At 58.2% G+C, this 25,790-nt stretch carries 25 protein-coding genes; 23 read left to right on the plus strand and 2 right to left on the minus strand.

Annotated elements, in window-relative coordinates; translation table 11 throughout:
* The first annotated feature begins 73 nt into the window (after positions 1-73).
* Complete coding sequence (gene dapA, locus PHU01S_RS15715; RefSeq protein ID WP_048748599.1) at positions 74-943, plus strand: 4-hydroxy-tetrahydrodipicolinate synthase; 870 nt, start codon at positions 74-76, stop codon at positions 941-943.
* A 26-nt stretch (positions 944-969) separates the two neighbouring features.
* Here the strand turns inward: dapA and PHU01S_RS25835 are convergent, their stop codons facing one another.
* Positions 970-1,125, minus strand: a complete 156-nt coding sequence (locus PHU01S_RS25835; RefSeq protein ID WP_157060348.1) for a hypothetical protein — start codon at positions 1,123-1,125, stop codon at positions 970-972.
* 158 nt (positions 1,126-1,283) lie between these two features.
* Here PHU01S_RS25835 and PHU01S_RS15720 point away from each other — a divergent pair, with 158 nt between their 5' ends.
* A complete protein-coding gene (locus PHU01S_RS15720) occupies positions 1,284-2,963 on the plus strand; it encodes a ribonuclease J (protein ID WP_048748600.1) in 1,680 nt (559 codons plus the stop codon).
* Between the two features lie 78 nt (positions 2,964-3,041).
* Here PHU01S_RS15720 and PHU01S_RS15725 read toward each other — a convergent pair whose 3' ends face one another.
* The gene (locus PHU01S_RS15725) at positions 3,042-3,224 is read right to left on the minus strand and encodes a hypothetical protein (RefSeq protein ID WP_127508408.1); all 183 of its coding nucleotides are present in this window, start codon (positions 3,222-3,224) and stop codon (positions 3,042-3,044) included.
* A gap of 146 nt (positions 3,225-3,370) precedes the next feature.
* Here PHU01S_RS15725 and PHU01S_RS15730 point away from each other — a divergent pair, with 146 nt between their 5' ends.
* The 21 genes from PHU01S_RS15730 (at position 3,371) to PHU01S_RS15830 (ending at position 25,669) form a co-directional block, all read left to right on the plus strand.
* A complete protein-coding gene (locus PHU01S_RS15730) occupies positions 3,371-4,159 on the plus strand; it encodes a ClpP family protease (protein WP_232313233.1) in 789 nt (262 codons plus the stop codon).
* Entirely contained in the window at positions 4,156-4,380 is a 225-nt protein-coding gene (locus PHU01S_RS15735) for a YlzJ-like family protein (RefSeq protein ID WP_127508411.1), read from the plus strand. The genes PHU01S_RS15730 and PHU01S_RS15735 overlap by 4 nt, the downstream gene beginning before the upstream one ends.
* Before the next feature lie 110 nt (positions 4,381-4,490).
* Entirely contained in the window at positions 4,491-7,145 is a 2,655-nt protein-coding gene (locus PHU01S_RS15740) for a DNA translocase FtsK (RefSeq protein ID WP_164763084.1), read from the plus strand.
* Between the two features lie 109 nt (positions 7,146-7,254).
* Positions 7,255-8,052, plus strand: a complete 798-nt coding sequence (gene sleB / locus PHU01S_RS15745; protein WP_048748601.1) for a spore cortex-lytic enzyme — start codon at positions 7,255-7,257, stop codon at positions 8,050-8,052.
* 131 nt (positions 8,053-8,183) lie between these two features.
* Complete coding sequence (gene yfmF / locus PHU01S_RS15750; RefSeq protein WP_048748602.1) at positions 8,184-9,455, plus strand: EF-P 5-aminopentanol modification-associated protein YfmF; 1,272 nt, start codon at positions 8,184-8,186, stop codon at positions 9,453-9,455.
* Between the two features lie 4 nt (positions 9,456-9,459).
* Positions 9,460-10,749, plus strand: coding sequence for an EF-P 5-aminopentanol modification-associated protein YfmH (yfmH, locus tag PHU01S_RS15755; RefSeq protein WP_049867527.1), 1,290 nt, complete (start codon positions 9,460-9,462; stop codon positions 10,747-10,749).
* A 14-nt stretch (positions 10,750-10,763) separates the two neighbouring features.
* Positions 10,764-11,495 (plus strand): elongation factor P 5-aminopentanone reductase, encoded by a 732-nt coding sequence (gene ymfI, locus PHU01S_RS15760; protein ID WP_048750013.1) that lies wholly within the window; start codon positions 10,764-10,766, stop codon positions 11,493-11,495.
* Between the two features lie 115 nt (positions 11,496-11,610).
* Entirely contained in the window at positions 11,611-11,862 is a 252-nt protein-coding gene (locus PHU01S_RS15765) for a DUF3243 domain-containing protein (RefSeq protein WP_048750011.1), read from the plus strand.
* 179 nt (positions 11,863-12,041) lie between these two features.
* Positions 12,042-12,806, plus strand: a complete 765-nt coding sequence (locus tag PHU01S_RS15770; RefSeq protein WP_048750012.1) for a DUF3388 domain-containing protein — start codon at positions 12,042-12,044, stop codon at positions 12,804-12,806.
* Between the two features lie 23 nt (positions 12,807-12,829).
* Positions 12,830-13,771: a helix-turn-helix domain-containing protein gene (locus tag PHU01S_RS15775; protein WP_049867526.1), complete on the plus strand. Its 942-nt coding sequence runs from the start codon at positions 12,830-12,832 to the stop codon at positions 13,769-13,771.
* 248 nt (positions 13,772-14,019) lie between these two features.
* Positions 14,020-14,511 carry a YajQ family cyclic di-GMP-binding protein gene (locus PHU01S_RS15780; RefSeq protein ID WP_021879390.1) on the plus strand — a complete coding sequence of 164 codons (492 nt, stop codon included), beginning with the start codon at positions 14,020-14,022 and terminating at the stop codon, positions 14,509-14,511.
* A gap of 134 nt (positions 14,512-14,645) precedes the next feature.
* Positions 14,646-15,221 carry a CDP-diacylglycerol--glycerol-3-phosphate 3-phosphatidyltransferase gene (gene pgsA / locus PHU01S_RS15785; protein WP_048746444.1) on the plus strand — a complete coding sequence of 192 codons (576 nt, stop codon included), beginning with the start codon at positions 14,646-14,648 and terminating at the stop codon, positions 15,219-15,221.
* 200 nt (positions 15,222-15,421) lie between these two features.
* A complete protein-coding gene (locus PHU01S_RS15790) occupies positions 15,422-16,672 on the plus strand; it encodes a competence/damage-inducible protein A (protein WP_127508414.1) in 1,251 nt (416 codons plus the stop codon).
* Positions 16,673-16,961: 289 nt separating this feature from the next.
* Positions 16,962-18,029, plus strand: a complete 1,068-nt coding sequence (gene recA / locus PHU01S_RS15795; protein ID WP_048746440.1) for a recombinase RecA — start codon at positions 16,962-16,964, stop codon at positions 18,027-18,029.
* 129 nt (positions 18,030-18,158) lie between these two features.
* Positions 18,159-18,839, plus strand: coding sequence for a RecX family transcriptional regulator (locus PHU01S_RS15800; protein WP_048746438.1), 681 nt, complete (start codon positions 18,159-18,161; stop codon positions 18,837-18,839).
* 187 nt (positions 18,840-19,026) lie between these two features.
* A complete protein-coding gene (rny, locus tag PHU01S_RS15805; RefSeq protein ID WP_048746436.1) occupies positions 19,027-20,571 on the plus strand; it encodes a ribonuclease Y in 1,545 nt (514 codons plus the stop codon).
* 64 nt (positions 20,572-20,635) lie between these two features.
* Positions 20,636-21,430 carry a TIGR00282 family metallophosphoesterase gene (locus PHU01S_RS15810; protein ID WP_174806375.1) on the plus strand — a complete coding sequence of 265 codons (795 nt, stop codon included), beginning with the start codon at positions 20,636-20,638 and terminating at the stop codon, positions 21,428-21,430.
* Between the two features lie 126 nt (positions 21,431-21,556).
* The gene (locus PHU01S_RS15815; protein ID WP_048746433.1) at positions 21,557-21,817 is read left to right on the plus strand and encodes a stage V sporulation protein S; all 261 of its coding nucleotides are present in this window, start codon (positions 21,557-21,559) and stop codon (positions 21,815-21,817) included.
* Between the two features lie 120 nt (positions 21,818-21,937).
* Entirely contained in the window at positions 21,938-22,906 is a 969-nt protein-coding gene (locus tag PHU01S_RS15820) for a dipeptidase (RefSeq protein WP_048746431.1), read from the plus strand.
* A gap of 152 nt (positions 22,907-23,058) precedes the next feature.
* Positions 23,059-24,810, plus strand: a complete 1,752-nt coding sequence (locus PHU01S_RS15825; RefSeq protein ID WP_048746429.1) for a 2-oxoacid:acceptor oxidoreductase subunit alpha — start codon at positions 23,059-23,061, stop codon at positions 24,808-24,810.
* Positions 24,797-25,669 carry a 2-oxoacid:ferredoxin oxidoreductase subunit beta gene (locus PHU01S_RS15830; protein WP_021879379.1) on the plus strand — a complete coding sequence of 291 codons (873 nt, stop codon included), beginning with the start codon at positions 24,797-24,799 and terminating at the stop codon, positions 25,667-25,669. Before PHU01S_RS15825 ends, PHU01S_RS15830 begins: the two co-directional genes overlap by 14 nt.
* Positions 25,670-25,790: the final 121 nt, after the last annotated feature.

The following is a 25,790-nucleotide window of genomic DNA, read 5'->3' on the forward strand; positions in this document are numbered from 1 at the left end:
CGCTCTTGAGAGCGAGACAGAAGCAGCGGGTCTGGCCGTCATGGTTGTCCGCTGGAACAGGGGAGGAACAGAGATGGATTATGGCAGATTGATTACGGCAATGGTAACTCCGTTCCACAATGACGGCAGCATCGACTGGAAGACGACGGGGCTGCTCATCGACCATCTTATCGAAGCGCAGGGAAGCGATTCCATCGTCGTCAGCGGTACGACCGGCGAGTCTCCGACGCTTGCCGAAGCCGAAAAGCTGGAGCTGTTCCGCTTCGCCGTCAAGCATGCGGCCGGGCGTGCCCGCATCATCGCCGGCACCGGCAGCAACGATACGGCCCATTCCGTCCACCTGACCAAGCTGGCCGAGCAGGCGGGAGTGGACGGCATTCTGCTGGTCGTGCCTTATTACAACCGGCCAAGCCAGGAGGGCATGTACCGCCACTTCAGGACGATCGCCGAAGCGACCGCGCTTCCCGTCATGCTGTACAATGTGCCTGGCCGGACCGTGGCGAGCATGGATGCGCGGACGACGATCCGGCTCGCTCGCGATGCGGCCAATATCGTTGCGACCAAGGAATGCCATTCGCTGGATCATGTTTCGGAGATCATATCCGGAGCTCCTGCCGAATTCCGTGTCTATACGGGCGACGACAGCGCGACGCTGCCGGCGATGGCGGTCGGCGCCTACGGGGTCGTCAGCGTAGCGAGCCATATCGTCGGCTCCGAGATGAAGGCGATGATCGAAGCCTATCTGGCCGGCCGTCCGGCCGAAGCCGCCGCGTCGCACCGGAAGCTGCTTCCGGTGTTCAACGGATTGTTCAAGGCTCCGAATCCCGTTCTCGTGAAGAAGGCGCTTGAGCTGAAAGGACTGCCTGTCGGCGGTGTCCGGCTGCCGCTCGTCGAAGCGGACGAAGCCGAAACTTCCGCCTTGGTCCAGCTGCTTGGCTTATAGAAGATCGTTTTCTGCAACCGATGCGCCTAGCTGCGCATCGGTTTTTTTGTCGTATTGACCGGATGCATCCTGTCACCCTTTTCATCCGCGCTTGCAATCCCGGCTCCGGATGATGATTTGCGGCGGAGACAAATATTGCGGCTGGAATTTCCAATCGGCTTGTGTTCCATCTTTTGCATCATGTATAATATTCCTAAGTGAATGGTGCGGCAAAGTGAATATCGAGTCAAGCCCGGCCGCGTGGCGGCATTGCGGGTGGAGTCCGTGCATCTCATGGAAGAGTTTTTCTTAACCATAGATCTCATTCTATCTTCACATCACATAGGAGGTAAGAAATCCCTTGTCAAAAAAGAATACCCAGGACAAGCTGCTCATCTTCGCCCTCGGCGGCGTCGGCGAGATCGGCAAGAATATGTATGTCATCCAATACGGCAATGACATCGTAGTCGTTGACTCAGGCCTCAAGTTCCCGGAAGAGGACATGCTCGGAATCGACATCGTCATCCCGGACATCACGTATCTGACCGATAACCGCGACAAAGTCCGCGGCATCGTCATCACCCACGGACACGAAGACCACATCGGCGGCCTTCCGTACGTGCTCCGCCATCTGAACGTTCCGGTATATGGAACGAAGCTGACGCTCGGCCTGATCGAGAGCAAGCTGAAGGAAGCGGGACTGCTCGGAGAGACGAAGCGGATTCTCATCAATGCCGACTCCGAGCTTGAGCTCGGCGAGATCCGCACGACGTTCTTCAAGACGAACCACAGCATTCCGGATTCGGTCGGCGTATGCCTCGAGACGCCGGAAGGCACTGTCGTCCATACGGGCGACTTCAAGTTCGACTTTACGCCGGTCAACGACCAGTTCGCCGACCTGCAGCGCATCGCCGAGATCGGCAAGCGCGGCGTGCTCGCTCTGCTGTCGGACAGCACGAACGCGGAGCGTCCGGGCATGACCCCTTCGGAGAGCAACGTCGGCGTGGAGCTGACGGAAATTTTCCGCAAGTCCCAGCAGCGCGTCGTCGTCGCTACCTTCGCATCCAACGTGCACCGGATCCAGCAGGTGTTCAACGCCGCGATGGCGACGAAGCGCAAGGTCGCCATCGTCGGCCGCAGCATGGTCAACGTCGTGACGATTGCCGTTGAGCTCGGATACCTGATCGTGCCTGAAGGCATGATCATCGAGCCCGAAGAAGTGAACAAGATGGCTGCAGACCGCGTTGTCGTCCTCTGCACAGGCAGCCAAGGCGAGCCGATGTCGGCTCTGACCCGCATGGCGCGCTCGACGCATCGCAAGATCGACATTTTGCCGGGCGACACCGTCATCATCGCGGCGACACCGATTCCGGGCAACGAGAAGGATGTAGGCCGTACGGTGGACGAGCTGTTCCGTCTGGGCGCCAACGTCATCTACGGACCGGGCTCCGTATCGGGCGTCCACGTATCCGGCCACGGCAGCCAGGAAGAGCTGAAGCTGATGCTCAACCTGATCAAGCCGAAGTACTTCATTCCGATCCACGGCGAGTACCGGATGCTGCGCCAGCACGCCAAGCTTGGCGAGGCAGTCGGCGTCGAGCCGAACAACATCTTCCTGATCGATATCGGCGACACGGTGGAGTTCCAGAACGGCGAAGGCCGCAAGGGCTCCAAAGTTCCATCCGGCAACGTGCTCATCGACGGCCTGGGAGTCGGCGACGTAGGCAACATCGTTCTGCGAGACCGCAAGCTGCTGTCGCAAGACGGCATTCTCGTTGTCGTCGTCACGCTGAGCAAGCAGGACGGCACGATCAAGGCTGGCCCGGACATCATTTCCCGCGGTTTCGTCTACGTCCGTGAATCCGAAGGCTTGCTGGACGAGGCGAACCGGATCGTAACGACGACCCTCAACAAGCTGATGAACGACAAGGTCAACGAATGGGCCTCGCTCAAGACGAACGTCAAGGATGCTCTTGGCCGTTTCCTCTACGAGCAGACGCGCCGCCGTCCGATGATTCTTCCGATCATCATGGAAGTTTAATTCGACCCATGAGCCTGCCTCCGATTTCGGAGGCAGGCTTTTTTGCCTACAGGGCGGATTGTTCCCAATTCGGCAACTCTATCTGCAATTTTCGCCGCCAAAGTCTGTAACGCTCTCCGAAACGCTCACCGTAACGCTCACCGTAACGCTCTCCCTGACGCCCTCTATAACGCTCTCCCTGACGCTCTCCATAATCCTCTCCATAATCCTCTCCATAATCCTCTCTATAATCCTCTCCATAATCCTCTCCGTAACCCTCACCCGAACCCTCTCCGTACCTCCTCTTGAAACCGGTTGAATATCCGTATTTTCCTCTGGCTGAATGGGACAAAGGGCTGCACCCCATACTACGATGGCAGCTATTCCGGCAATCAGGAGGGGTTAAGTTGAACAAGTACGAGGAAGCGATCGCCTCGGAGCAGGCGGAGCCGAGCGCTGCGGACAAAGCCAAGCTGGAGGCGATCCAGCAGCTGGGGCAGATGTCCGTTCCTGCCGCCGATCCATCCAACATATTTTGCATGACGATCATCGGCCAGGTCGAGGGGCATATGGTTCTGCCCCCGCAGAACAAAACGACGAAATATGAGCATCTGATTCCTCAGCTCGTGGCCGCTGAGCAAAGCAATAAGATCGAGGGGATCCTCATCGTCCTCAATACCGTCGGGGGCGACGTCGAAGCGGGGCTGGCCATCGCGGAAATGATCAGCTCCCTCAGCAAGCCGTCGGTCACGCTCGTGCTAGGCGGCGGGCATTCCATCGGCGTGCCGATCGCGGTCGCCGGCAACCGCAGCTTCATCGCGGAGACGGCTACGATGACGATTCATCCCATCCGGATGAACGGGCTTGTCATCGGCGTCCCGCAGACGTTCGAGTATTTGGAAAAAATGCAGGAGAGGGTCGTCCGCTTCGTCACTTCCCACTCCAAGGTGAAGGAGGAGACATTCAAGCAGCTGATGTTCAAGACTGGCGAATTGACTCGCGACATCGGCACGACCGTGATCGGTGAAGATGCCGTCAAGCACGGCTTGATTGATGAAGTCGGTGGTCTTGGGCAAGCTCTGCGGGAGCTGAACCGGCTGATTCAAGCAGCAAAGCCGGCTGCGGCAAACACGCTGCCGATCGCGGCTGCAGAGAGCGCGATCATGGAAGCTTCCCGAGCGGCGGATATCGGAGCGGGGGGAGGGCTGCCCCAATGACGTTGTATACGATCATGCCTCTGGAGCAGGTGCTGGAAGGAATCCGGCAGGAGCGGGCTTCAAAGCTCGAAATCCAGCATGAAGGCATGCTGCTGCAGGTCGAACCGATCGCTCCCGGCGCGGGAAAGCTGATTCGAATCGTTCAGGCGGATCTGGAATGTTATTTGAATCCGGCCTATAGTCCAGGCACGCTGATTCATTACGGCTCCGGGAGCAAATAAGTAGGTTTTCCTTTTCATCGAGAAGACCGGCCTGTCGAAATCATTCCAGGCGTCTCGGGCGATAGGAACATTTCACCTCCTATGGTATAATAGTGAACCAGAGGTGAGGGATGTTGGCCAAGAAACGTCGGCGCAAAAGACGCACTTTCGGCGAAAATTTAAAATATGAAGTTTATGGAATATTGCTCATCACGGTTTCGGTAATCGCCTTATCCGGCGAAGCTACGGTCGGCAGATCGCTGTCCAAGCTGTTCGAGCTGTTGTTGGGCAAGTTTTATTTTGTGCTTGCGATTGTCGGGATATCAGTCGGACTGTACGTGATGGTCACCCGTTCCTGGCCGACCGGCTGGACTTACCGCCGGACGGGAATTCTTCTGCTCGTGTTCGCATTCACGCTCATGAGCTCGATGTCGGAGATCGACCGCAAGCTCGGTCCGGGCGACCTCATCAGCGGATCGGCCATCATGCAGCAGCTCGGCCAGGATATTAGGGAAGGCGTGCTCATTGCGGGCGGATCAGCGGCGGCGCCCGCTGCCGGATCGATCAGCGGCGGCTATCTCGGAGCGATTCAATATTCCCTGCTCTATACGCTATTTGGCTACTTTGGAGCCAAGCTGCTTCTCATCGTCATGTTCGCCATCTCCTTGATGCTCATAACGGGACGCTCCTATGTCGATATCGGCCGCATGATCCGCATCCGGGCTGTCCATATGATCAAGCTGCTGCAGGCCAAAGCATCGGCAAGGCCGCGCAAGCCGAGGCCTCCTGCCGCGGCTTCGCAGCCATCGGCCTCTACGGTCGGCAGGACTGCGGCTGCCGATCATCTCGCCCTCGGGCTGAACGGCGACGATGACGATGACTATGGAAGCACGACGGTGTCTCCGTCGCCCCGCAAAGGACGCTCTCTCTTTTTCAGCTGGGGGAGTCAAAACCAGGAAGGGCAAGAAGCTGATGAGGAAGGGGACTGGTTGATCGACGAAGAGCCGGCCGGCAAGCCCGCCGGCGCTCCGGCCGTCTCTATCAAAGGCAGGGAATCGAAAGAACGGGTGCTGCCCGCAGCCGATCCGCCTCCTTGGGACGATCAGGACGAAGAAGGAGAGGATTGGGAGGATGCATCCTTCCAGGGAAATGCCTTTCCCGCCGTTCCGGTTCCAGGCGCTCAGACGGGCGGCCTGGATGCAGAAGCCGATGGAACGGACTCCGGCGAATGGCTGGCGGAAGACGATTTCCCCGCTCCAGCGCCTTCCCGCCATCCTGCCGAGATATCGGAGGCATTGGCAGGTCCCGAAGGAGATGGGGAGCCATCGCCAGCAGCGGCTTCAGCAGTGCGGGAAACGAAGCCATACCGGCTGCCGCCGCTTTCCTTGCTGGCTAAACCCGCCAGCTCGGGCAGAGGCGCCGATACCGGCGATCTGAACGACTCGCGCCGCAAGCTCGAGGCGACGCTTGAGAGCTTCGGGGTCCGGGCCAAGGTGCTGGATGTCGTGCCTGGACCTGCGGTCACGAGATACGAGGTCCAGCCCGCGACAGGAGTCAAAGTAAGCCGGATCGTCAGCCTTACCGATGACATCGCGCTCGCGCTGGCTGCCAAGGATATCCGGATGGAAGCGCCGATTCCGGGCAAATCCGCCATTGGAATCGAGGTTCCGAATGCCGAAGTCGCAGTCGTGACCATGCGCGAAGTCATGGAGACGCCGACGTTTTCCAGCGCGGCGTCCAAGCTGTCGATCGCTTTCGGCCGGGACATCGCCGGTCAGTCCATCGTCGGCAATCTGGCCAAGATGCCCCATTTGCTTGTCGCGGGAGCTACCGGATCGGGCAAGTCGGTCTGCATCAACGGCATCATCACGAGCATCTTGTACAAAGCCGCTCCGGACGAAGTGAAGTTCATGATGATCGATCCCAAAATGGTCGAGCTGAACATGTACAACGGCATTCCGCATCTGCTTGCTCCCGTCGTCACCGATCCGAGGCGAGCTTCGCTGGCGCTCAAGAAGATCGTCGTGGAGATGGAGAAGCGGTACGAGCTGTTCTCGAAGTCGGGCACCCGCAACATAGAAGGCTACAACGGACTGATGAAGGACAACCCTGCCGCCGTGCTGCCTTACATCGTCGTCATCGTCGACGAGCTGGCGGATCTGATGATGGTCGCGGCCAAGGATGTCGAGGATTCGATCACTCGACTCGCCCAGATGGCAAGGGCGGCCGGCATCCATCTCATCATCGCGACCCAGCGTCCGTCCGTGGACGTCATCACAGGCGTGATCAAGGCCAATATTCCTTCCCGGATCGCTTTCGGCGTCTCGTCGCAGGTCGATTCCCGGACGATTCTCGACATGGTCGGAGCGGAGAAGCTGCTGGGACGGGGGGACATGCTGTTCCTGCCTGTCGGCATGTCCAAGCCGATCCGGGTTCAAGGGGCGTTCCTGTCCGATTCCGAGGTGGAAGCCGTCGTCGATTACGCAAGATCCCAGGCCGCGGCGGAATACAAGGAGGACCTCGTGCCTGAGCTGGACGACAGCGACGCTGCGGGAGACGGAGAAGTGCTGGACGAGCTTTTCGATCAGGCGATGCAGATCGTCGTCGATGCCCAGCAAGCTTCCGTATCGCTCCTGCAGAGGCGCATGCGGGTAGGCTATACACGGGCCGCCAGGCTTGTGGATCAGCTTGAAGCCAAAGGCGTCGTCGGCCCTTACGAGGGCAGCAAGCCGCGCGAGGTGCTGATGACGGCGGACCAGTTCCAGGCGAGCCAGAAACATGCATAGAAGGAGACCTGCTTTCTCATACTAGGGACTGTCAAACGCTTTGGCGAAGCGGACGCAAGGCCGTGCATCGCTTAAGGCGCATCCCGCTAGAGAAAGGCAGATCCCGACTATGAAGATACGTTTGATCGTCATGACGATCGCGGCCATGCTGCTGGTGCTCAGCCTTTATACGCTCAAGGACGAGCTGCCCGGCAGGTCAAGCGAAACGTTCAGCAGCGCCACCATCCGTCAGGGCTCATCGGGCAAGGATGTCGTGGAGCTTCAAGGACGTCTCCGATATCTAGGCTATTACGAGGGCAAGATCGACGGAAGCTTCGGACCGAAGACGAAAAACTCCGTCACCTGGTTCCAATGGAAGTTCGGCATGAAATCCGACGGAGTCGTCGGAGCGAAGACCAAGCTCAAGCTGTGGGAAGCGACGAAAAACTGGAAGCCGACGGCAGCCGATTTTCCGGGCGGAGAATCCGGCACTGCCGCCGGCGGCAACGCTGGGAACACTGGAAACGCAGGAAATTCCGGCGGAGACATCGGCAAGTCGAACAAGCTCAACCTGTCGGCCAACGACATCAAGATCATGGCCAATGCCGTATACGGGGAATCCCGCGGCGAACCTTATGAAGGCCAGGTTGCAGTAGCGGCTGTCATCCTCAACCGTCTCAAGTCGCCTGAATTCCCGAACTCGATATCCGGCGTCATCTTCCAGAACCTCGCTTTCACCGCAGTCGCGGACGGCCAGATCTGGCTGACGCCGAACGAGCGGGCCAAGAAGGCCGTTGAGGACGCCATCAACGGCTGGGATCCTTCGGACGGCTGCCTGTACTATTTCAATCCGGAAACCGCCACCTCCAAATGGATCTGGTCGCGTCAGCAAGTGAAGACGATCGGCAAGCATATTTTCTGCATGTAAAGCTCGGAAGCAGCCGGCCAGGGCAAGCCTGACCCCGGTTGCTTCTTCTGTTTAGGCTGAGATAGAATGGAATGGCATACAATATGGAACAGATTACCTATCGCCAACATGGCGCGGAAAGGGGTTCGGATATGGCGTTTCAGCAAGGGAGCCACGGCCGCATCCGGCTGCATGTGCTGCCGACCAAAAGGTTCAAAACCTTCGCCGTCTCTTTATTCGCGGGCATTCCGCTGCAAGAATCCACCGTCACGGAAACCGCGCTCGCTCCGTTCGTGCTGCGGCGCGGCACGGCCTCGCATCCGGAGACGATCCAGTTCCGGGAGCAGCTGGACAACTTGTACGGCGCCGGCTTTGGTTTCGATATTTACAAGCGGGGCAATTCCCAGATCGTCCAATTCCGGATGGATGTCATCAACGACCGCTTCGTCGCCGCGGAGCAGTCGCTGCTCGCCGCTTCCATGAAGCTGCTTGGAGAAGCGGTCACTCAGCCGGCTCTGGACAACGGAGCCTTCCGGAGCAAGTATGTCGACAGCGAAAAGGTTACGCTCACCAAAAAGCTGGAGAGCATCATCAACGATAAAATCCGCTATGCGGCGGAGCGCTGCATGGAAATCATGTGCGCCAACGAGCCCTACCGGCTGCATGCCCTCGGGCGCATCGCCGACGTGGGAGCCATCACTCCGCAATCGCTGTACGATTCCTACCGCCGCTGGCTGGAGACGGCCGTTTTCGACCTATATGTCGTCGGCGATACGACGCTTGAGGAAGTGAAGGAGCTCGCAGCGGCTTCGTTCAAGCTTCCCGATACCGCTCCCTCAAAGTACGGAAGCCCGGATATCCGTTTCCCTCAAGACGGGGTGAAGAATGTCGTCGAACGGCTTGAAGTGGCTCAGGGAAAGCTGAATCTCGGCCTGCGCACGGGAGTCGCCTACGGCGATGACGACTATGCCGCCGCATTGATGTACAACGGCATTCTGGGAGGCTATCCGCATTCCAAGCTGTTCATGAACGTAAGGGAAAAAGAAAGCCTGGCTTACTACGCCTCCTCGAGGCTGGACGGCCATAAAGGGCTGTGCACGATTCAGTCCGGCATTGAAATCGCCAACTACGACAAAGCGGTCGCCATCATCCAGGAGCAGCTGGAGAGCATGAAGCGCGGCGAGCTGTCGGAGCTGGAGATCAGCCAGACCAAAGCCATGCTGACGAATTCCTTGCGGGAGCTCCAGGATTCCGCCTACGAGATGATTTCGTATGATTTCAACAGCGTTCTTTCCGGCAAGGAGAGGACAGCCGGCCAGCTGCTCGAAGAAGTGCGGGCCGTAACGCCCGAAGACATCGTGAGGGTTGCGGAAGGCGTCAAGCTGGATACGATCTACTTCCTGCGCGACAAGAAGGAGGCCTGACAACATGCAGAAGCTCAGTTATCCCGGCGTCGAAGAAACGCTTTACCACGAACAGCTGCCCAACGGGCTGCAGGTTTACGTGCTGCCCAAGGAAGGGTTCCAGAAAACGTACGCGACCTTTTCCACCCGCTACGGCTCGGTAGACAATCATTTCGGCATCGGCGACGGACCGCTTGCCCGCGTGCCGGATGGCATCGCCCATTTTCTCGAGCACAAAATGTTCGAGGAGCCGACCGGAGACATTTTCGCGACGTTCGCCTCGCAAGGCGCTTCCGCCAATGCGTTCACGAGCTTCGACCGGACGGTCTACCTGTTCTCGGCGACGGAGCAGATCGAGGCCAATCTGACGACGCTGATCAATTTTGTCCAGAATCCTTACTTTACGGACCAGAACGTCGACAAGGAAAAAGGAATCATCGCGCAGGAAATCAACATGTACAGCGACAATCCGGACTGGCGCGTCTACTACGGCTTGATCGAGGCGCTGTATCAGGTGCATCCGGTCCATATCGACATTGCCGGAACGGTGGAATCGATCTACAAGATCGACAAGGAAATGCTGTACCGCTGCTACGAGACCTTCTACCACCCGTCCAACATGCTGCTGTTCATCGTCGGCGGCGTCGATGCGGAGCAGGTATTCGAGCTGGTGCGGTCCAACCAGGCTGCGAAGACATATGAGCCTCTAGGCGAAATCAAGCGTTTCTTCGAGCCCGAGCCGCAAGGCGTGAATACGCCGCGAAAAGCGATCCAGCTTCAGGTTTCCCTGCCGAAGTGCCTGTTCGGCTTCAAGGAGAAAACCAACGGCCTGGACAGCGCTGCGCTGCTGCGCCGGGACGTCACGACCAAGCTGATGCTGGAAACCATTCTTGGATCCAGCTCCCCGACCTATCAGCAGCTGTACGACGACAATCTCATCTCCGATTCATTCGGATATGAATACAACTGCAGCACCGATTACGGCTTCTCTATCATCGGAGGCGATACCAAGGACCCGGACGCTCTCGTCGCGCGGGTCAAGGAAGCGGTAGCGTCGTTGCAGCAGAGCGGCCTTGATGCCGAAGCTTTCGAGAGAACGAAGCGCAAGCGCATCGGAAGCTACCTGAGGATGCTCAATTCTCCCGAGTCGATCGCAGGCGAATTCACCCGCTACAAATTCCGCGGACAGGATCTGTTCGAGCTGCTGCCGGCTTATGAGAGCATCACGCTTGACGATGCCAATGCCCGGCTGAGAGAGCATTTCGACTTCGGCCAGCTGGCCGTGTCCGTCGTGCTGCCTCCGGCGGAAGCTTGAAAAGCTTGCAGGAGATGACCGTACTCATTACCGGGGGAAGCCGGGGCATAGGCGCCGCCATCGCGCGGCGCTTTTCCGCGGAAGGAATGAATGTGGTCATCCATTATTTGAATTCGCATGAACGCGCCAATGAAACGGCCCGGGAATGCATCGCTCTCGGCGGCGGCAGGGTCATGACGGTTTCCGCCGACGTGCGATCCAGGGAGAGTCTGGGCAGAATGAAGGAGAAGCTGGAAGCGGCAGGGCTGCTTCCGGATATTCTCGTCAACAACGCGGGCATCTCGCATTACGGCATGCTGGCGGACCTCACCGAGCAGGAATGGGACGACGTGACCGCGGTCAATCTCAAGGGATTGTTTCTCTGCACGCAGCTGTTCATGACTCGGATGGTGAGCGCGCGCTGGGGGAGAATCATCAATGTATCCTCCGTGTGGGGCATCTCCGGGGCATCCTGCGAGGTGCTGTATTCCGCGACCAAAGGCGGGGTCAATGCGTTCACGAAATCGCTGGCCAAGGAGCTGGCGCCGTCCGGAGTAACGGTCAACGCGGTCGCTCCGGGAGCGGTCGACACGGAAATGAACAGCCATCTCGATCAAGGCGAGCTTCAGGCGCTGGAAGAGGAAATTCCGGCCGGAAGGCTGGCCCATCCGGATGAGATCGCTTCGCTGGTCTATTTCCTTTCCTTGCCGGAATCATCCTACATAACCGGTCAAGTCATCAGTCCGAACGGCGGCTGGATCACATGAGTGGTCCGGCCGCAACTTTTTTCCAGCCCTGGTCGTCGTATAGGGAAGATGGCCTCCGCACACAATAGGGTCGTTGATGATTTCTTTCTCTATTCGACCAAGGAGGCGACGAAGCATGTCTACTGTACTTTCGAGCTTTGAAGGATGGAAGGAATTCCTGTCCGACCGCGTTGAGCAGGGCAAAAAGATGGGGCTTACCGAGGAAACCCTCGGCAACCTCGCTTATGAGATCGGATCTTTTCTCGATGAGAAGGTCGATCCGAAAAACGAAGAGCAGCGCGTGCTGAAGGAGATCTGGGACGTCGGAGACGAGGAAGAGCGCAAGACGATTGCCCGCCTCATGGTGAAGCTGGTCAATCACGGTTAATCATCGACTTTTGGCGGAGAGCTCCCATTCGGGGGCTTTTCTACTTGGCTGCGGACATCAAGATTCCGCCGCCCAAAAAACGTCGGCATGATCATTGCGGTTTCTTGCCGAATCATGTAGAATGTAGGCTTATAATGAAGGGCATAAAGACAGCTCATTACCTCAGGACGGTGTGATTAATGGAATCCAAACAGTGGTATATGGAGTATAAAATACATAAGAACCGGCCTGGCCTGCTTGGGGATATCGCCTCCCTGCTCGGCATGCTCAACGTCAACATCATTACGATCAACGGGGTGGAGGACCGCACCCGCGGCATGCTGCTTCAGACCAACGACGACGAAAAAATCGAGATTCTCGGCAAGATGCTTGCCAAGGTAGAGAACATCACCGTCAACAAGCTGCGTCCTCCGAGCCTGGTGGATCGGCTTGCTGTGCGTCACGGACGTTATATCGAACGGGATTCGGATGATCGCAAGACGTTCCGCTTCACGCGGGACGAGCTGGGACTGCTCGTCGATTTCCTCGGCGAAATCTTCAAGCGGGACGGCAACCAGGTCATCGGACTGCGCGGCATGCCGAGGGTCGGCAAGACGGAATCCATCATCGCCGGAAGCGTCTGCTCCAACAAGCGCTGGACGTTCGTTTCTTCCACGCTGCTCCGCCAGACGGTGCGCAGCCAGCTGTCGAGCGAGGAAATGAATCCCGACAATATCTTCATCATCGACGGCATCGTCAGCACGATCCGCTCCAACGAGCGCCATCACGCCCTTCTCCAGGAAATCATGGAGATGCCCTCGACCAAGGTCATCGAACATCCGGACATCTTTATCCGTGAATCCAATTATGATTACAGCACTTTTACGACTATTATCGAGCTTCGCAATACGCCGGACGAAGAAATCTCCTATGATTCCTTCACCGTCAATTATAACGATTTTTAATTTGAGAGGAGGCATGGCCAACCATGTCTGAATTGGGCCAAACCCTGCGCACGGCAAGGGAAGAAATGGGACTCTCCCTGGACCAGGTGCAGGAGATGACCAAGATCCGCAAGCATTACCTGACCGCGATCGAAGAAGGCAATTACGCCGCGCTTCCAGGCAGCTTTTATGCGCGTGCATTCGTCAAGAACTACGCGGAGGCGGTCGGTCTCAACGCCGACGAGCTTCTGAACTATTACAAGAACGAGCTTCCTGCGGCGCCGGCGGCTTCGGCGGTAGAGCCGGCCGCTGCCCCGCAGCCGCCGCGCAAGGCATCGACCTCGAGGGCGACCTCCGAACGGGTCGGCAAGCTGGGGTTTTCCGTGCTGATGTGGGCTTTTCTGGCGCTGATCGTCGTCTTGATCTGGATTTTCGTCATCAAGCCGGACCGGCAGACGCCCACCGCGGACGAAACGCCGATCACGACGAATACGCCCGGACCTGGACAATCGCCGTCTCCGGGAGATGCTGCCGGAGGGGCGAGCCCGTCGCCCAGCCTGACTCCGTCGCCGACTCCTACTCCGACCCCGACTCCGGAAGGGGCCGTGACGTTCGACCGCAAGTCGGGCAAGATTGATTACTACAAGACCAACGGCGCCGTCACCATTGAACTGAGCTTTACCGGCACCGCATGGATCGAAGTTCGCAAAGGCGGTCCAAAAGGCGAATTCCTGTACAACAAAGCGGCCGAAGCCGGCGACACTCTGTCCGTACCGGTGGATGACGTCATTTATCTCAATACCGGACGCGCGGACAATACCGAGATTACGGTCGGCGGCCAGCTGATCGACGACGGAGACCGTCCAAGCTCGAAGAAGATCCAGTTCGAGCCGGCATCCGGAGGAGATGCAGCATCCGGCGGCGATGCCGATTCGGCCGGAACAACCGACGGCACGAGCGGCTCGGATTCCGAAAACAGCCAATAGCAGCACGACAAGGCATCCCTGTGCGGGATGCCTTTTTCGATTGCACGATCCTAAGAGGCTGGAACGTAAAGATCGGCGGTTGAAAGGGAGGCCGATGGTGACGGCCTTGCTGCCTGTATTCGATTCGATGGGATAGATGCGCAGAGCCGCAGGCTTGTCCCGCGGAAATGCATCGGCGTCCCCGCCGGTTATACTTTCGCAGCCGGATGTTTTATAATAAGAGGAATGCCATGTAAGGAGGATTTGCCATGAGTTCCGAAAATTCGTTTGATATCGTATCGAAGGTCGATCTGCAGGAGCTGAACAACGCGATTGTCCAAGCGGAGAAGGAAATCGAGAACCGCTTTGATTTTAAAGGAAGCAAGAGCAGCATCAAGCTGGAGAAGGAAGAGCTGGTCGTCCAGTCGGACGACGAGTACAAGCTCAAGAGCGTCATCGACATTCTCCAGACCAAGATGATCAAGAGGAACGTCCCGATCAAGAATATGGACTTCGGCAAGATTGAAGCCGCCTCGCTCGGCACCGTGCGCCAGCGCATCAAGCTGAAGCAGGGGATCGGCCAGGACGACGCCAAGAAGATCAATATCCTTATCCGCGACTCCAAGCTGAAAGTGAAGAGCCAGATCCAGGGAGACCAGCTGCGCGTGACCGGCAAGAGCCGCGACGACCTGCAGGCCGTCATGGCTTTGCTCCGCGGCGCGAACCTGGAGCTGGAGCTGCAGTACACGAATTTCCGGTAACAATTTTGACAGCGGGTTTTCGGTTCGTTTATACTTTTATCGTATAGGGACCGGCTATGTCCGTTCTTTTGAGAATGGCCTCCCGGGTAGCGTACATACTTTAGGTTAGAGTTTTGTCAGGGAGGGGAACCCGCGTGAATTTGGCCAACAAGATCACGCTTGCGCGTATTTTTCTCGTGCCTGTAATCATGTTCTTTTTGCTGATCCGTCTTGATCTGGGATCCATTAAGCTCGGGGACTATCAAATTACGTACACGCAGATGATCGCCACGCTGATATTCATTATCGCAGCCAGCACGGATGGCTTGGACGGATATTTGGCCCGCAAGAACAAGATGGTGACCAATCTGGGCAAGCTGCTCGATCCGCTCGCCGACAAGCTGCTCGTCGCTGCCGTGCTTATTTCGCTGGTCGAGATGGATAAGCTGAGCGCTTTGTTCGCTATCGTCATCATCAGCCGCGAATTCGCCGTGACCGGCCTCCGGCAGATCGCTCTGCTGGAAGGCTCCGTACTGGCTGCAAGCACTTGGGGCAAATGGAAGACCGGCGTTCAGATCGCCATGATCATCGTGCTGCTGCTCAACAATTTCCCGGGAGCATTCCTGGACCTGCCTCTGGATCTGATCCTGAGCTGGGCTGCCGCATTGATTACGGTATGGTCGGGCATCGACTACTTCATCAAAAACCGCAATCTCATCCCGGTTGAATAACCGGCTGGACAAGGCCATCGATCCCCTCTGGGATCGGGGGCCTTTCTTGTAAGCTGAAAGGATGGGGCCGCCGGCACCATCCTTCCATTTGCCTTGGAACGCCTGACCGTCATCGAGGAATCTGTGCACGGGCGCGTTCCCGCCGATTGTCCCATTATCAATCATCGCGACAAACCCAATCCCGGAGGAGAAATGCCAACATGAAAGCCGAAATCATCGCGGTCGGAACCGAGCTGCTGCTTGGCCAAATCGTCAACACCAACGCGCGCTACTTGTCCCAAGGGCTGGCAGCCCTGGGCATCGACGTGTTTTTCCAGACGGTCGTCGGCGACAACGCCTCCCGGCTGAAAGAAGCCATTGCAATCGCTTCTTCCCGGGCCGATCTGCTCGTCTTCACGGGAGGCCTGGGGCCGACAATGGACGATCTCACCAAGGATGTGCTTGCCGACATGCTCGGACGCAAGCTGGTCATCCACGAGCCTTCCTTGGCGAGAATGAAATCCTTCTTCGCGAGCCGCGGCGCCCATATGGTGGAGAGCAACCTGAGGCAGGCGAATTCGATCGAGGGAAGCGCCGCACTGGACAACGAAGCGGGACTCGCCGTCGGCAACGCCCTTGAACAGGACGGCATCCGCTATATTCTGCTGCCCGGACCGCCGATGGAGATGAAGCCGATGTTCGAAGGCCCCGCGACAAGCTGGATCCTTCAGGAATACGGCCGTGGAGCGGCGCTTCACTCCCGAATTCTCCGATTTGCCGGCATCGGCGAATCCAAGCTGGAGCATGAGCTGATCGATCTTATCGAAGCCCAGACCGATCCGACGATCGCTCCTTATGCCAAGGAGGGAGAGGTGACGATCCGCCTGTCGTCCAAATCGCCGGATGAAGCGGAGGCTCTGAAGCGGATCGACGATATGGCCGCGACGATCCAGTCCAGGGTCGGCAGCTACCTGTATGCGCAGGAGGATATCCCGCTGGAGGAAGCCGTTCTGCGGCTTCTGCGCGACCGCAGGCACAGGCTCAGCAGCGCCGAGAGCTGCACGGGCGGGCTGTTCGCCGAGCTGATCACCTCGAGGCCCGGCAGCAGCGGAGAGTTCCTGGGAGGCATCGTCACGTACACCAATGCGCTCAAGCATCGGCTGCTCGGCATTCCGTTGGAGATGCTGGAAGGCGCGGGAGCGCCAGGGGCGGTAAGCGAGGCGACGGCAGCCTTGATGGCCCAGCGGGTGTCCGAGACGACCGGCAGCGACTGGGGCGTATCCATAACGGGCGTGGCGGGTCCGGGAGAGTCCGAGGGGAAGCCGGTCGGACTTGTCTACATCGGCATCTCGCGCAAGGGCATGGAAGCTTCCGTATACACGCTGCAAGCCGGCGGCAGCCGGGAAATGGTGCGGATGCGCGCAGCCAAGCACGCCTTGTACCGGTTGTGGACGCTGCTCAAGGAATCCTGATCCGCCGGGCGTCCGGATGAACATGCCGGCCGCAGCGCCCGCTCGGCTCCGGCTGCATTCCGGGTGCTCTTGTCTGGGCATCGGGAATGGTCTACAATGGAGACAGTTAACGGAAGAACCGTAGCTTGCATTTCGCAGCTGCGGTTCTTTTTTGTCCGGACGCCGCTGCGGATACGGAGGTGGCGCCGCGGACAAAAAAAGCGAATGTATGTTCGAAAAAAAGCTTGGCAAACGAATGCAAACAGGCTATGATAGAACTATAAAATGATGAATGAAGGATGTGGATCTCTTGTCAGATCGCCGCGCAGCTTTAGATATGGCTCTCCGCCAAATCGAGAAACAATTCGGAAAAGGCTCCATTATGAAACTAGGCGAGTCCACGCATATGACCGTTGAGACGGTTTCCAGCGGTTCCCTCGCATTAGATATCGCACTCGGCATCGGCGGATTTCCGCGGGGCCGCGTCATTGAAGTATACGGTCCGGAATCCTCCGGCAAGACGACGGTCGCTCTCCATGCGATCGCGGAAGTGCAGCGCACGGGCGGACAAGCCGCCTTCATCGATGCGGAGCATGCGCTCGATCCGCTTTATGCGAGCAAGCTCGGCGTCAACATCGACGAGCTGCTGCTGTCCCAGCCGGACACCGGCGAGCAGGCTCTCGAGATTGCCGAGGCGCTCGTGCGCAGCGGCGCGGTAGACGTCATCGTCATCGACTCCGTCGCCGCTCTCGTGCCGAAGGCCGAGATCGAAGGCGAGATGGGCGATTCCCACGTCGGCCTTCAGGCGCGCCTCATGTCGCAGGCGCTGCGCAAGCTGTCCGGCGCCATCAGCAAGTCGAAGACGATCGCGATCTTCATCAACCAGCTTCGCGAGAAGGTCGGCGTCATGTTCGGCAACCCGGAGACGACTCCCGGCGGCCGCGCCCTGAAGTTCTACTCCAGCGTTCGTCTCGACGTGCGCCGCATCGAGAGCATCAAGCAAGGCAATGATGTCGTGGGCAACCGCACGCGGATCAAAGTCGTGAAGAACAAGGTGGCGCCTCCGTTCAAGCAGGCGGAGATCGACATCATGTACGGAGAAGGGATTTCCCGTCAAGGCAGCATCATCGACATCGGCGTCGAGATGGACATCGTCAACAAGAGCGGCGCTTGGTTCAGCTACAACGGCGACCGCCTTGGTCAAGGCCGCGAGAATGCCAAGCAGTTCCTCAAGGACAACCCTGCCGTAGCGGATACGATCGATGCCAAAATCCGCGAGGCGCATAACCTCAATGCGGCCGCCGAACGGGCAGCCGCCGGAATCAATCCTCCCGCAGAGGAAGATGAAGAGCTGGACGAGCTGGAGCTGGACGTTTAAGCCGTCCCGCGAGCATTCCGGGCCAATCTTACATTGAATAGACCGGCCTGACAGGGAAGCACCTCTGAATCGTTCAGAGGTGCTTTTTTGCTCAAGCCATCCGATCGTGGATCAGGGAGGAGGCATCATATGCAGGACAGCAGCGAGAAAGTCGTGACCAAGGTAGAACCCGATTCCCGCAAACGTTCCTATTACTGGATCTGCCTGGATGGGAATGAAGAGCCGGAGTTTTCCGTCCACGAGGATATACTCGTCAAGTATAGATTGCTGAAAGGAAGCGTGCTCAGCAGCGGGGAGCTGGAGGCGATCCAGTCGGAGGGAGACCGGTATAAGGCTTATGCCTCCGGGCTGTATTATGCCGGATTCAAAATGAGGACGGCCAAGGAAATGGCGGATTATCTGAAACGCAAGGAATATATGGAACCGGATATCCGCTATGCGATCGACCGGCTGCAGCAGGAAAAAGTCATCGATGACCGCGATTATGCGAGAATGTACGCCGCCCAGAAGGTGAAGAGCAGCCAGAAAGGGCGCCGGCTGATCCGTCAGGAGCTGGAGCAGCGCGGGGTGTCCAAGCTGACCGCTGGAGAGACGATCGAGGCGCTCGATGCCGGGGCTGAGCGGGAAGCGGCTTTCAAGGCCGCAGCCAAGAAATGGCGGAGCCTCAAAGGAGAGGATCGCGATAAGCGGCTGAAGCTGACGGGATTTTTGCTGCGCCGCGGTTTCCAGGGCGATCTGGTCCGGGAGGCCGTGCGGCATGTGTCGTCAGGAGAGGAACTGGAGACGGAAGCGCTCTGGCTTGACAATTGAAATTGCGTAAAGCTACAATAATAGTGCATCCGCGAGTGAAAGGGATGTATTTCCTTTCGTAAATGGATTCAAGTTTATAAGTCTCCATTCTACAGTCTTAGACACGGTTTGGAACCGAATCGCAACAACTGAATATCATTCCCGGCTTATTTTCTGCCTTGGTGAATGCAACGAGGAGGTGAACAAGATGAGCCCCGTTATTTGGTGGATCTTGATCGTTCTCGTTGTTGGCGCGATTACCTTTGGGATTGGTTACTTCGTCCGAAAGTCGATTGCCGAGGCTAAGATTTCCAGTGCAGAGCAGGCTGCCGTCCAGATCGTCGAACAGGCGAAGAAGGAAGCGGATGCCCTGAAGAAGGAAACGGTGCTGGAAGCGAAAGACGAAATCCATAAACTCCGTTCTGAAGCGGATAAAGACATTCGGGAGAGACGCAATGAGAATCAGCGTCTCGAAAGACGGCTGCTGCAAAAAGAGGAGTCACTGGATAAAAAACTAGAAGCACTCGAACGCAAAGAAGAATTGGTAGCCAACAAGGAGAAACGAATCGAAGAAACACAGGATCAGATCGACTCCATCTACAGACAGCAACAGAGCGAGCTCGAACGGATCTCCGGCCTGACCACGGAGGATGCCAAGACCATCATCTTCACCAACGTGGAACAGGAAGTCCGCCACGAAACTGCCCAGATGATCAAGGAAATCGAGCAGCAGGCAAAAGAAGAGGCGGACAAGAAGGCGCGAGACATCATCTCGCTGGCTATCCAGCGTTGCGCCGCCGACCATGTGGCGGAGACGACTGTATCGGTCGTCACGCTGCCGAACGAAGAAATGAAGGGCCGGATCATCGGCCGCGAAGGCCGCAACATCCGCGCGCTGGAAACTTTGACGGGTATCGACCTTATCATCGACGATACGCCGGAAGCGGTCATCTTGTCCGGCTTCGATCCCATTCGGCGTGAAATCGCCCGCACCGCACTCGAGAAGCTCGTTGCGGACGGACGGATTCACCCGGCCCGCATTGAAGAGATGGTGGAGAAATCCCGCCGCGAGGTGGACGAGCGGATTCGCGAGTATGGGGAGCAGGCCACTTTCGAAGTGGGCGTGCACGCCATCCACCCGGATCTCATCAAGATTCTCGGCCGCCTGAAGTACCGGACGAGCTACGGCCAGAACGTGCTCAAGCACTCCATGGAAGTCGCTTACCTGACCGGGCTGATGGCCGCCGAGCTTGGCGAGGACATCACGCTGGCCAAGCGCGCCGGACTGCTGCATGACATCGGCAAGGCTCTTGACCACGAAGTGGAAGGCTCCCACGTCGAGATCGGCGTCGAGCTGGCCCGCAAGTACAAGGAGCATCCGGTCGTCATCAACAGCATCGCGTCCCATCATGGCGACTGCGAAGCGACCTCCGTCATCGCAATGCTGGTCGGAGCGGCAGACGCCTTGTCTGCAGCGCGCCCAGGCGCACGCCGCGAGACGCTGGAGACGTACATCAAGCGTCTGGAGAAGCTGGAGGCCATCTCCGAATCGTTCGACGGCGTCGAGAAATCGTACGCGATCCAGGCCGGACGCGAAGTCCGCGTCATGGTGCAGCCGGAGAAAGTCGACGATACCGAGGCGTTCCGCCTTGCCAGAGACATCACGAAAAAGATCGAAGGCGAGCTCGATTATCCGGGACATATCAAGGTCACGGTCATTCGGGAAACCCGCGCGGTCGAATACGCCAAGTAATACCGTGGATCATCCCGCTCTCCGGAGCGGGATTTTCTTTGTAATCCGAAGGAGGCAAGTCATGCTGAAAGTCATGTTCATCGGAGATATCGTCGGCAACGTCGGCCGTACGGCGCTGCGCAAGGCGCTGCCCGCTCTCCGGTCCAAATATAATCCCGACATCATTATCGTGAACGGCGAGAATGCAGCGGCCGGCAGGGGAATTACGGCCGCGATCGCCAAGGAGTTTTTTGACTGGGGCGTCAACGGCATTACGATGGGCAACCACACCTGGGACAACCGGGACATCTTCGAGTGGATCGACGATGAGGAGCGGATCGTCCGTCCGGCCAACTTCTCGCCTCAATCGCCCGGCCGCGGAGCGGCGGTCATCAAGGCGAACGGCAAGAAGCTCGGCATCCTGAACCTGCAGGGCAGGACATTCCTGCCGCCCAATGACGATCCGTTCCGCGTGGCGGACGAGCAGCTGGAGCTGCTGCAAGAAGAAACCCGCTGCATCATGGTCGACTTCCACGCGGAGGCGACTTCCGAGAAGATCGCGATGGGCTGGTATCTTGACGGCAGAGCGAGTCTCGTCGTCGGTACGCATACCCATGTGCAGACGAACGACGACCGGATCCTTCCGGGCGGCACCGCCTATCTGACCGATGTCGGCATGACCGGGCCGATGGACGGCATCCTCGGCATGGAGCGGGGCGCTGTGCTGCATAAGTTCCTGACCGGCCTTCCGTCGAGATTTGTCGTTGATGAAGGCGACTGGCATCTGCACGGACTGCTCGTCCAGATGGACGAAACGACCGGGCAGGCTGCAAAGCTGGAGAAAATTCGATTGACCGAGACCTCTCTAGCGATGTACTGATAAGAACGGTGGCGAATCCTGGAGACGGCTATCGGAATGGAAGCAGGAATTTTTTGTCCCCTCTCGAATAGGTATGGAAGTAGTGTAGAGCCGCAGCTACCCATCATTCCCGAGGAGGTACTTTCCATGGAAGTATTAAAAGTTTCCGCTAAGTCCAATCCAAATTCCGTCGCAGGGGCACTGGCTGGAGTTCTAAGGGAACGTGGAGCTGCTGAGCTGCAGGCGATCGGGGCTGGAGCCATCAATCAGGCGATCAAGGCGGTCGCGATCGCCCGAGGCTTCGTCGCTCCCGGCGGGGTGGACCTCATCTGCATTCCCGCTTTCACCGATATCGTCATCGATGGCGAAGACCGCACAGCGATCAAGCTGATCGTAGAGCCGCGCTGACGACCGGACAACTTATTCGATTCGACCTGTTTACGGTGTAAGCAGGTTTTTTTGCGTCCATTAACAGCCATGGATTCATATCATGCAAGAGCAAGAAACGGAACAGGAGGCTGCAGCGCCATGAAACACCCTGTACTCGGAGTCGCGGATCTGCATTGCGACGTGCTCAGCAAGCTGCTGAGTCATCCGGAGCTCGACGTCTGCCAAGCGGCTGGCGGCTCCGGCAGCCGGCAGCTCGACGTGACGCTTGACCGGCAGCTGGCAGCGGGTTATATGCTTCAGGCCTACGCGATCTATTTGACGGAAAGCAGGCCGAAGACATTCGACGCCGTTCTCAGAAGCATCGACCTCTTTTACGAAAAGATCGTCTCCAATGATGCCTACCGGTTCGTCGCGAGCAGGCAGGATCTTGAGCGCAGCCTTGCCGAACGCCGGATCGCCGCCCTCCTGACGCTGGAAGGAGCGGACGGGCTGGAAGGAGACTTCGCGATGCTGCGCATTGCGCGCAGGCTGGGAGTCCGCTTGCTTGGCCTGACCTGGAACTATGGGAACTGGGCGGCCGACGGAGTCATGGAAGAACGACAAGGCGGACTCACGGAGAAGGGACGGCAGCTGATCCGGCATTGCAACGAGCTCGGCATCATTTTGGATGTGTCGCATTTGACGGAGACAGGGTTTTGGGAACTGGCGGACCGGACCGAGAGGCCGTTCATCGCCTCGCATTCCAACGCGAAGTCTGTCTGCGCCCACCCGAGAAATCTGACCGACGATCAGATTCGGGCGCTCATTGCCATGGGAGGAAGGATCGGCATGACCTACGTGCCTTATTTCGTCAGCAGCGCGGAGCAGGTGCATATTGACGACATCCTTCGCCATATCGAGCATATATGCGCCTTGGGAGGAGAGAAGCACATCATGCTCGGTTCCGACTTCGACGGCATCGAGCTTTACGTGGAGGGCCTTCGGCATCCCGGCGACGTCCGCTCGCTGCGATCCGCTCTCGTAAGCGAGTTCGGAGCGCGGCAAGCCGCGGCTTTTATGAATGGAAACGCGATTTCCTTCCTTCTGAGCGAGCTGCCGGGGGACTGAGGCATCGGGCAACTATCAGTTTCTGTTATAGGTTCCATCGGAATCCTGTATGAGAACTTTTCTCGATAATGCCTTGCATTTTTAAAGGTGGAGGCATAAAATTTATGGAGATTGTGAAAAAGGTCTCATAGCAGATGAGGAGTTGGACGCAAGTGATCAGTCAGCTGTCTTGGAAAATAGGAGGCCAGCAGGGCGAAGGCGTGGAGAGCACCGACCGGATTTTCTCCACCGCTCTGAACCGCCTCGGCTATTATTTATACGGGTACCGTCATTTCTCCTCGCGGATCAAGGGCGGACATACCAATAACAAAATCCGCATCAGCACATCTCCCATCCGGGCCATCTCGGATGATCTCGATATTCTTGTCGCGTTCGACCAGGAAAGCATCGATCTCAACGCGCCCGAGCTCCGTCCCGGCGGCGTTGTCGTGGCGGACGCGAAATTCAATCCCGCCTTGCCGGAAGGAAGCGACGCGCGCCTGTTCGCCGTGCCGATCACATCGATTGCCGAAGATCTGGGCACCTCGCTCATGAAAAACATGGTGGCCTCCGGCGCATCCTGGGCGCTGCTCGGCCTTCCGCTCGAGGTGTTCAACAAAGCGGTCGAAGAAGAATTCGGCCGCAAAGGCCCGGCGATCGTCGAGAAGAACGTCGAAGCCGTGAAGCGCGGCGCCGAATTCGTGCTGGAGCAGGCGGGAGGTCCGCTCGAGGAGTTCGCTCTCGAGCCGGCCGACGGCAAGCAGAAGCTGTTCATGATCGGCAATGAAGCGATCGGCCTCGGCTCGGTTGCCGCGGGCTGCAGGCTCATGAGCGCTTATCCCATCACTCCGGCATCCGAAATCATGGAATACCTGATCAAGAAGCTGCCAAAGTTCGGCGGCACGGTAGTCCAGACGGAAGACGAGATCGCGGCCGTGACGATGGCGATCGGCGCCAATTATGCCGGCGTGCGCACGATGACGGCATCCGCCGGACCGGGCTTGTCCCTCATGATGGAGGCGATCGGCCTCGCCGGAATGACCGAGCAGCCGCTCGTCATCGTCGATACGCAGCGCGGAGGACCTTCGACGGGACTGCCGACGAAGCAGGAGCAGTCCGACCTCAACGCCATGGTCTACGGCACGCATGGCGAGATTCCGAAGGTCGTCATCGCGCCTGCCTCGATCGAAGACTGCTTCTACGACATGGTGGAGGCCTTCAACATTTCGGAAGAATACCAGGTGCCGGTCATCGTCATGACGGATCTGCAGCTGTCCCTCGGCAAGCAAAGCTGCGAGCCGATCGACTACGACCGCATCGAGATCCGCCGCGGCAAGCTGCAGCGCGAGCTGCCGGAGCTGGAGCAGCATCAGCTGTTCAAGCGTTACGAGCTTACCGAGGACGGCGTATCTCCGCGCTCGCTGCCTGGCGACAAAGGCGGCCTGCATCATGTGACCGGCGTCGAGCATGACGAGACGGGAAGGCCGTCGGAGAGCGCCGTGAACCGCAAGAACATGATGGACAAACGTCTGGGCAAGCTGGTCTCCCTGCAGATTCCGGAAGCCATCCGCGTCGACGCTCCCCATGAGAAGCCGCGCCTGCTGATCGTCGGCATGGGGTCTACGGGCGGAACGATCGATGAAGCCCGCTCGCGCCTGGAGAAGGACGGCATCACGTCCAACCATGTGCAGGTGCGCCAGATCCATCCGTTCCCGACGGAGCAGCTCGCTCCCTATCTGGACCAGGCATCCCAGGTCATCGTCCTGGAGAACAACGCCACGGCCCAGCTGGCTTCGCAAATCAAGCTGCACTGCGGATACGCGGACAAAATTCGCAGCGTGCTCAAATACGACGGCAATCCATTCCTGCCGTCCGAAGTGTACGAAGCATCTAAAAAGGAGTTGACCCCCGTTGGCAACATTTAAAGAGTTCCGCAACAACGTCAAGCCGAACTGGTGCCCGGGCTGCGGCGACTTCTCCATCCAGGCTGCGATTCAGCGCGCTGCCGCCAACGTCGGCTTGGAGCCGGAGCAGCTGGCCGTCATTTCCGGCATCGGCTGCTCGGGCCGGATCTCGGGCTACATCAACGCTTACGGCCTGCACGGCATCCATGGCCGGGCGCTCCCGATCGCGCAAGGCGTCAAGCTGGCCAACCGCGAGCTGACCGTCATCGCTTCGGGCGGCGACGGCGACGGATTTGCGATCGGCATGGGGCATACGGTCCATGCGATCCGCCGCAACGTCAACATGACGTACATCGTCATGGACAACCAGATCTACGGCTTGACGAAGGGGCAGACGTCGCCCCGCAGCGCCGAAGGCTTCAAGACGAAATCGACGCCGGAAGGCTCCATCGAATCCGTTCTGTCGCCGCTCGAAATCGCCCTGTCGGCAGGCGCGACATTCGTCGCCCAGTCGTTCTCCAGCGATCTCAAGCAGCTGACCGCGCTCATCGAAGCCGGCATCAAGCATGAAGGCTTCTCGCTCATCAACGTGTTCAGCCCATGCGTAACCTTCAACAAAGTCAACACCTACGACTGGTTCAAGGAGAACATCGTCAACCTGGACGGAGCCGCCGGAGAAGGATACGATCCTTCCAACCGCCTCGCCGCCATGACCAAAATCATGGAGACGAACGGTTTGGTTACCGGCCTCATCTACCAGGATACGAAGCGCCGCTCGTACGAGAACCTCGTCAGCGGATTCCAGGAGCAGGGTCTTGCGAATCAGGACCTCAAGCTCTCCCGCGAGCAGTTCGACAAGCTTTTGAAGGACTTTGTCTAGGCTTGTCCGTCATCGTTCAGCCCGGCCGTTTCCCCATTGAGGAGGCGGCCGGGCTTTTTCAGCATTTTTGCTCTTATCGGTATGGCTGCCTCAGTCAGCGGGTTGATCCCGGCATACCCTA

It is taken from the genome of Paenibacillus humicus NBRC 102415, assembly GCF_004000905.1.
Classification (GTDB): Bacteria; Bacillota; Bacilli; order Paenibacillales; family Paenibacillaceae; genus Paenibacillus_O; species Paenibacillus_O humicus.

Coding starts and splice junctions, on each gene's coding strand:
- ymfI (WP_048750013.1), top strand. CDS start 10,764: ATGACCGTACTCATTACCGGGGGAAGCCGGGGCATAGGCGCCGCCATC.
- PHU01S_RS25835 (WP_157060348.1), bottom strand. CDS start 1,125: ATGATGCAAAAGATGGAACACAAGCCGATTGGAAATTCCAGCCGCAAT.
- PHU01S_RS15790 (WP_127508414.1), top strand. CDS start 15,422: ATGAAAGCCGAAATCATCGCGGTCGGAACCGAGCTGCTGCTTGGCCAA.
- PHU01S_RS15770 (WP_048750012.1), top strand. CDS start 12,042: ATGGAATCCAAACAGTGGTATATGGAGTATAAAATACATAAGAACCGG.
- yfmH (WP_049867527.1), top strand. CDS start 9,460: ATGCAGAAGCTCAGTTATCCCGGCGTCGAAGAAACGCTTTACCACGAA.
- PHU01S_RS15820 (WP_048746431.1), top strand. CDS start 21,938: ATGAAACACCCTGTACTCGGAGTCGCGGATCTGCATTGCGACGTGCTC.
- sleB (WP_048748601.1), top strand. CDS start 7,255: ATGAAGATACGTTTGATCGTCATGACGATCGCGGCCATGCTGCTGGTG.
- dapA (WP_048748599.1), top strand. CDS start 74: ATGGATTATGGCAGATTGATTACGGCAATGGTAACTCCGTTCCACAAT.
- PHU01S_RS15800 (WP_048746438.1), top strand. CDS start 18,159: ATGCAGGACAGCAGCGAGAAAGTCGTGACCAAGGTAGAACCCGATTCC.
- PHU01S_RS15815 (WP_048746433.1), top strand. CDS start 21,557: ATGGAAGTATTAAAAGTTTCCGCTAAGTCCAATCCAAATTCCGTCGCA.
- rny (WP_048746436.1), top strand. CDS start 19,027: ATGAGCCCCGTTATTTGGTGGATCTTGATCGTTCTCGTTGTTGGCGCG.
- PHU01S_RS15735 (WP_127508411.1), top strand. CDS start 4,156: ATGACGTTGTATACGATCATGCCTCTGGAGCAGGTGCTGGAAGGAATC.
- PHU01S_RS15775 (WP_049867526.1), top strand. CDS start 12,830: ATGTCTGAATTGGGCCAAACCCTGCGCACGGCAAGGGAAGAAATGGGA.
- PHU01S_RS15765 (WP_048750011.1), top strand. CDS start 11,611: ATGTCTACTGTACTTTCGAGCTTTGAAGGATGGAAGGAATTCCTGTCC.
- PHU01S_RS15740 (WP_164763084.1), top strand. CDS start 4,491: ATGTTGGCCAAGAAACGTCGGCGCAAAAGACGCACTTTCGGCGAAAAT.
- PHU01S_RS15780 (WP_021879390.1), top strand. CDS start 14,020: ATGAGTTCCGAAAATTCGTTTGATATCGTATCGAAGGTCGATCTGCAG.
- yfmF (WP_048748602.1), top strand. CDS start 8,184: ATGGCGTTTCAGCAAGGGAGCCACGGCCGCATCCGGCTGCATGTGCTG.